The 6126-nt window shown below is 59.5% G+C and carries 6 protein-coding genes; 2 read left to right on the top strand and 4 right to left on the bottom strand.

Going from position 1 to position 6126, the window contains the following annotated elements; genetic code table 11:
- Together ccoO and ccoN are read right to left on the bottom strand one after the other, a co-directional pair.
- The coding region (gene ccoO / locus QZ522_RS17105) for a cytochrome-c oxidase, cbb3-type subunit II (protein ID WP_294614421.1) at positions 1-587 on the bottom strand (587 nt) is incomplete at its 3' end.
- Positions 588-601: 14 nt separating this feature from the next.
- Complete coding sequence (ccoN, locus tag QZ522_RS17100) at positions 602-2209, bottom strand: cytochrome-c oxidase, cbb3-type subunit I (RefSeq protein ID WP_294614418.1); 1608 nt, start codon at positions 2207-2209, stop codon at positions 602-604.
- Positions 2210-2415: 206 nt separating this feature from the next.
- On the opposite strand from ccoN, the gene QZ522_RS17095 reads away from it, so the two are divergent.
- Entirely contained in the window at positions 2416-3255 is an 840-nt protein-coding gene (locus QZ522_RS17095; RefSeq protein ID WP_294614416.1) for a universal stress protein, read from the top strand.
- Positions 3256-3401: 146 nt separating this feature from the next.
- On the opposite strand, the gene fnrL is transcribed toward QZ522_RS17095, so the two are convergent.
- On the bottom strand, positions 3402-4148 hold the full coding sequence (gene fnrL / locus QZ522_RS17090) for a transcriptional regulator FnrL (protein WP_294614413.1): 747 nt from the start codon (positions 4146-4148) through the stop codon (positions 3402-3404).
- A 71-nt stretch (positions 4149-4219) separates the two neighbouring features.
- Here fnrL and hemN point away from each other — a divergent pair, with 71 nt between their 5' ends.
- Positions 4220-5575, top strand: coding sequence for an oxygen-independent coproporphyrinogen III oxidase (gene hemN, locus QZ522_RS17085; protein WP_294614409.1), 1356 nt, complete (start codon positions 4220-4222; stop codon positions 5573-5575).
- Between the two features lie 46 nt (positions 5576-5621).
- Here the strand turns inward: hemN and QZ522_RS17080 are convergent.
- On the bottom strand, positions 5622-6126 hold a 505-nt coding region (locus QZ522_RS17080; RefSeq protein ID WP_294614406.1), incomplete at its 5' end, for an ATP-binding cassette domain-containing protein.

The raw sequence follows: 6126 nt of genomic DNA, 5'->3' as shown, positions 1-6126 counted from the left end.
AGCAGGCCATCATAATCGCTGTCCGGATCTGCCTGAGCTGCAAAGTCGGCTTGAGCACTGGCGATCATGTCTTCCGTATAGGGAACACCAACTAGAGCATTGGTTGAAATCAGATCAGCCACATATTTGCCATCGATGACCGTATCTTCCAGGAAGCCATATTTTGGCATCACGGTTTCGGGCACCACAGACTGAGGGTCGCGCAAGTGATCAACATGCCATTCATCCGAATAACGCCCGCCTACCCGAGCCAGATCTGGCCCGGTCCGCTTGGACCCCCACTGGTGGGGGTGATCATACTTGGACTCGGCCGCCAGTGAATAGTGACCATAGCGCTCGACCTCATCCCGCATTGGGCGGATCATCTGGCTGTGGCAGGGGTAACACCCTTCACGCACGTAGACATCACGGCCAGTGAGTTCCAGCGGAGTGTAGGGGCGCATGCCCTCTACATCTTCGATGGTGTTTTCCAGCCAGAACAGCGGTGCGATTTGCACCAGGCCGCCGATGGACACAACCAGCAAGCTGCAAACCAGCAGCAGGGTCGCGTTGGTCTCTAGGACCTTGTGTTTATCGAGAATTGCCATTGCTCCGGCCCTCCTTATTCAGCTGGAACCGCGACGGTAAGGCTGGCCTCTTTGGCCGGCGCCCGACGAACGGTCATCCACAGGTTGTAACACATGACCACTGCACCAGAGAGGAACAGAAGACCGCCCAATCCACGCACGATGTTCATTGGAGTTTTGGCAGCAACGGTGTCAGCGAACGAGTTCACCAAGAAGCCATTGGCATCTACTTCACGCCACATCAGGCCTTCCATGATACCGGTCACCCACATGGACGCCGCGTAGAGCACGATGCCGATGGTGGCGAGCCAGAAGTGCCAGCTTACAAGGCTGAGCGAATAAAGCCGCTCACGGTTCCAGAGCCTCGGCACAAGGAAATAGAGCGCACCAAAGGTGATCATCCCGTTCCAGCCAAGCGCACCGGAATGCACGTGCCCGATGGTCCAGTCGGTGTAATGCGACAGCGAGTTGACCGCGCGGATCGACATCATCGGCCCTTCAAAGGTCGACATGCCGTAGAACCCGATCGAGATCACCATCATCCGGATCACCGGGTCGGTGCGCAGCTTGTCCCAAGCCCCCGAGAGCGTCATCAGACCGTTGATCATGCCGCCCCAGCTGGGCATCCAGAGAATGATCGAGAACACCATGCCAAGCGTCGCCGCCCAATCGGGCAGGGCCGTGTAATGCAGATGGTGCGGACCGGCCCAGATATAGATGAAGATCAGCGCCCAGAAGTGGATGATCGACAGTTTATAGCTATACACCGGGCGTTCGGCCTGTTTCGGCACGAAATAGTACATCATCCCGAGGAAACCGGCGGTCAGGAAAAAGCCCACGGCGTTGTGGCCGTACCACCATTGCACCATGGCATCCTGCACGCCGCTGAACACCTGCACCGATTTGGACCCGAAGATCGAGACCGGAATGCTGAGGTTGTTCACCACATGCAGCATCGCAACCGTGATGATGAACGACAGATAGAACCAGTTGGCCACATAAATATGCGGCTCTTTGCGCTTGACGATGGTCCCCAGGAACACCGCCAGATAGGCCAGCCAAACAACGGTCAGCCACAGATCGACATACCATTCCGGCTCGGCGTATTCCTTGGACTGCGTGGCGCCCAGAAGATATCCGGTCGCGGCCAGAACGATCACAAGCTGATAGCCCCAGAATACGAACCACGCCAGGTTACCGCCCCAAAGCCGCGCCGCGCTTGTGCGCTGCACGACATAGAACGAAGTCGCGATCAGGGCGTTGCCGCCAAACGCAAAGATCACCGCACTGGTGTGCAGCGGACGCAAGCGGCCAAAATTGGCAAACCCCTGAGCCCACTCGAAGTTGAGGCCCGGAAATGCAAGTTGAAAGGCAATGAATGTGCCCGCCAGAAATCCGACAACCCCCCAAAGGGCGGTTGCGACAACCCCGGCGCGCACCACGCCGTCAAGGTATTCGCCCGACAGGTCAACGTTGTCGGTCGGTTCATCGGTATGGCGCAGCGTCCACAGAAAAAGGCCAGCGGCCACAAGCGCCACCGTCAGCGCATTGACCAGATAGGCCAAATCGCGCGCGTTATTGGCCGCTATCAGCGCAAAAAGCGTGATGAGGCCAAGCACGATCAGCTTGATATAGTTCGTCATAATGGGTCCCTTCGTCCTTATCCGCGCGATTCGAACTCTGTCGCGCGGGCGCGTTTAGGCTTATGTCGTAATGCGAGTATACCACCCTCAACGCCTTGATCTGTATCAAAACACTAAATTCCTTTGATTGATTAGCATCAAGGTAGGGGGGCTCGTACAATGCTTATGTTGAAGCGATGTGCGACCTCAGCAAAGGAAATGCAAAAATGACGTACAACAGTCTGTTTTCGGTTTTGACGGATGAAAGTCTGGTCGAAGAGACCTTGGCCCATGCGATTGCAACGGCTGAAGTTCATGATGCACATCTTGATGTGCTGTGCCTTGGCGTCGATCGAAGCCAGGCCGGGTATTATTATGCCGGTGCAAGCGCCATCGTCCTGCAGGAAACCATCGCCCGCGCCCAGGAAGAGGCCGAGGCCATCGAGGCCAAGGTGCGCAACGTTCTGGGCACCACCGCCCTGCGTTGGGGATGCGAGGGTGGCGTCGCACAGCTTGCCGATCTGGGGCGCCACGTGGGGCTGCGGGCGCGATTCTCTGATCTGATGATCATGCCACAGCCTTATGGCGCAGGGCGCGGCGCCGAATTGGAATTTGCCACCGAAGCCGCGCTTTTTGACGGGCGGACGCCGATTCTGGTTGCCCCGGCAGGTGGCGAGCCGGTCGCGCGACCCAAGCGGATCATGGTCGGGTGGAATGAAAGCAGCGAGGCATTAAATGCCGTGCGCGCCGCGCTTCCGCTTCTGCGGGCCGCCGATCTGGTGCATGTGGCGATCATCGACCCGCCCACCCACGGGCCCAACCGCTCTGATCCCGGCGGGTTGTTGTCACAATATCTGGCGCGCCACGGCGTGACCGTCGAGGTGGACGTACTGTCCAAGACGTTGCCGCGGGTGTCGGATGTTCTGTTGCGCCATGCGGGCGATATGGATGCAGATACGGTCGTGATGGGCGCCTATGGCCATTCGCGATTCCGCGAAGCCATCTTTGGCGGCGCCACCCGCTATATGCTGGAACAATCCAAGGTGCCGGTGTTCATGGCCCATTAAAGTTCGGTTCAGGGGACGGTCAGGAGACCCGCCGCCGCCCGGATCGCACGTGTTAGAGCGTGGCGCACCCACGCGCCCCGCTCTAACCTGTTGATTTCGCATATTTGAAAAGCACAAAATCGGCGCCAGCTTTTGTGCGCTATGCCTCAGGCGAGCATGCCGCCATCGCTGTCATCCCCCGCCTCGTCCAGCAGGCGGTTGAAATCGTGGATGGTCACCCGGCGCTTGCCTTCAAGCGTGATCAGCCCATCCTTTTTGAGCGCCGACACCTGACGGCTTACGGTTTCAAGCGTCAGACCGAGATAATCCGCCATCGCCTCGCGGGTCAGCGGCAATTCAAAGGTCATCGGCCCCGCGATGCCCACCATGTTAAGCGAGGCATCCCGGCGCGCAATGATCGCCAGCAATGAGGCGATCTTTTCACGCGCGGTCTTGCGGCCCAACACCAGCATCCATTCGCGCGCGGCATCAAGCTCGTCCAGGGTCATCTCAAGCAGTCGCTGCGCCACATGCGGCGTGTCGGCCATCATGTCTTCGAACGGCTTTTTGCGAAAACAGCACATCACGATGTCGGTCACCGCCACCACGTCATAGGCGGCATCATTGCGCCCCGGACGCCCCACGAAATCGCTTGGCAGCAACAGGCCAACCATCTGGGTCCGCCCGTCTTCCATGGTCTGGGTCAGAGTGGCGATGCCAGAAACGACCGAGCCGACGAAATCCATCTTGTCACCGGACCAGATCACGGTCTGCCCGGCCTCGAAGTTGCGATAGTATTTGATCTGGTCCAGCCGCTCTAGCTCGTCCGCCTCACAGCGTGCACAGACCGCGCGATGGCGGATCGGGCAATCGCCGCATTGGCGGGACGCACTCTGGGGGTCATTCATCAGCATTCAATCATCACTTTTTGGCGGTTTGATCTGGGTCAAGGAAAACACGAAACACGACGCCTAACCCTAGGCCTATGGATACGAAAACTCAACTGGGCAAACTTGGTCTCTTTGACGCCAAAGTGCCGCGCTATACAAGCTATCCGACGGCCCCGCATTTCAATCGCGGCGTCGGAGCGGATGATTTCTCAAGCTGGATCGGGGCGATTCCCGAAAATGGCGAGGTATCGCTCTACGTGCATGTGCCGTTTTGCAGGCGCCTGTGCTGGTTTTGCGCCTGTCGTACCCAGGGCACCCAGACCGACAAGCCCGTGGCGGCCTATCTTGAGACCCTGAAGGCCGAGCTTGCCATGCTTGGCGCGTTGTTGCCCAAGGGCGTCCGATTGTCGCGGCTGCATTGGGGGGGCGGCACCCCGACGCTTTTGTCACCCGGCATGGTCGACGAATTGGCCGGTGCGATTCGCGCTATTGCTCCGTTTACCGACCAGACCGAGTTTTCGGTCGAGATCGACCCCAACGAGATTGATGCCCCCCGGCTTGACGCGCTTGCCGCTGCGGGCATGAACCGCGCCTCGATCGGGGTGCAGGACTTTGACGAGAAAATCCAACAGAGCATCGGGCGGTTGCAGGGTTATGACGTTACCCGCCATGCTGTCGAGGAAATCCGCAGTCGCGGCGTCGGCAGCCTGAATGCCGACATCCTTTATGGCCTGCCGCATCAGACCAACACCCGGATCACCGAAAGCGTGCAGAAGCTTCTGTCGCTCAATCCCGACCGGGTTGCGCTTTATGGTTATGCCCATGTGCCATGGATGGCCAAGCGCCAACAGATGATCCCCTCGGATGCTCTGCCAACCCCGCAAGAGCGGCTGGCGCTGTTTGAAACCGCCCGCAAGCTGTTCCTGTGGGACAACTACGCCGAGATAGGGATCGACCATTTCGCGACCCCCGATGACGGGCTTGCCGTGGCGCAAAAGGCCGGGCGGTTGCGACGCAATTTCCAGGGCTATACCGATGACACCTCTGACGTGCTGATCGGCGTGGGCGCCTCGTCGATTTCGCGCTTCCCGCAGGGCTATGCACAAAACGCCCCCGCCACGGGCGCTCATACCGGCGCCATTCGCGAGGGCCGCTTTTCCACGACGCGCGGCCACCGCTTTAGCGCAGAGGACAAGATGCGCGGCCGGATGATCGAAGCGCTGATGTGCGATTTCCGCATTGATGCCGACGAGATGACGACGTCCTTCGATATTACCCCCGCGGCGCTTTCGGCGATCTTCGATCAGGTCAACGAGGCCTTTCCGGGCCTGCTGCGCACGGATCAGGGCGGGCTCTTCATCCCGCCTGCGGCGCGACCACTGACCCGCATGATCGCACGCAAGCTTGATGCCTATGACATGAATGCCGACGGCCACAGTTCGGCCATCTGAACCCGTCGCTCATCCGATCTTGGGGTCAGCCTCGCACACCAGCCGGTCACGACCGCCTGATGCCTGCCCTTAGATCAAGCGCGGCGGCCAAAAGGGTGCGCGCATACTCGGTCTTTGGCCCAGAGAACAGCGCCTCGGCCTCGTCCTCTTCGACCACGTCGCCCTGCTTCATCACAAGCACCCGGTGACTCATCGCGCGCACCACGTTGAGGTCATGACTAATGAACAGATAGGCCAGCCCGTATTTCACCTGTAGATCGCGCAACAGGTCCACGATCTGGACCTGTACGGTCATATCGAGCGCCGATGTCGGCTCGTCCAGAACCACAAGCTTGGGCCGCAGGATCATCGCACGCGCAATCGCGATCCGCTGTCTCTGACCGCCGGAAAACTCATGCGGATAGCGATCCATCGTCGCCGGGTTCAACCCCACCTCTTCCATCACCTCGGCGACCAGAACGCGTTGCGGCCGCCCGTCCGGGCTTCCGTGCACGCCCATACCTTCGGCGATGATCTGTTCACAGGTCATGCGCGGGCTCAGGCTTCCGAAC

The sequence above is a fragment of the uncultured Roseovarius sp. genome (assembly GCF_913054395.1).
Classification (GTDB): domain Bacteria; phylum Pseudomonadota; class Alphaproteobacteria; order Rhodobacterales; family Rhodobacteraceae; genus Roseovarius.
Note: the sequence above shows the minus strand (reverse complement) of the source record. Positions and strands in the feature narration are given on the sequence as shown.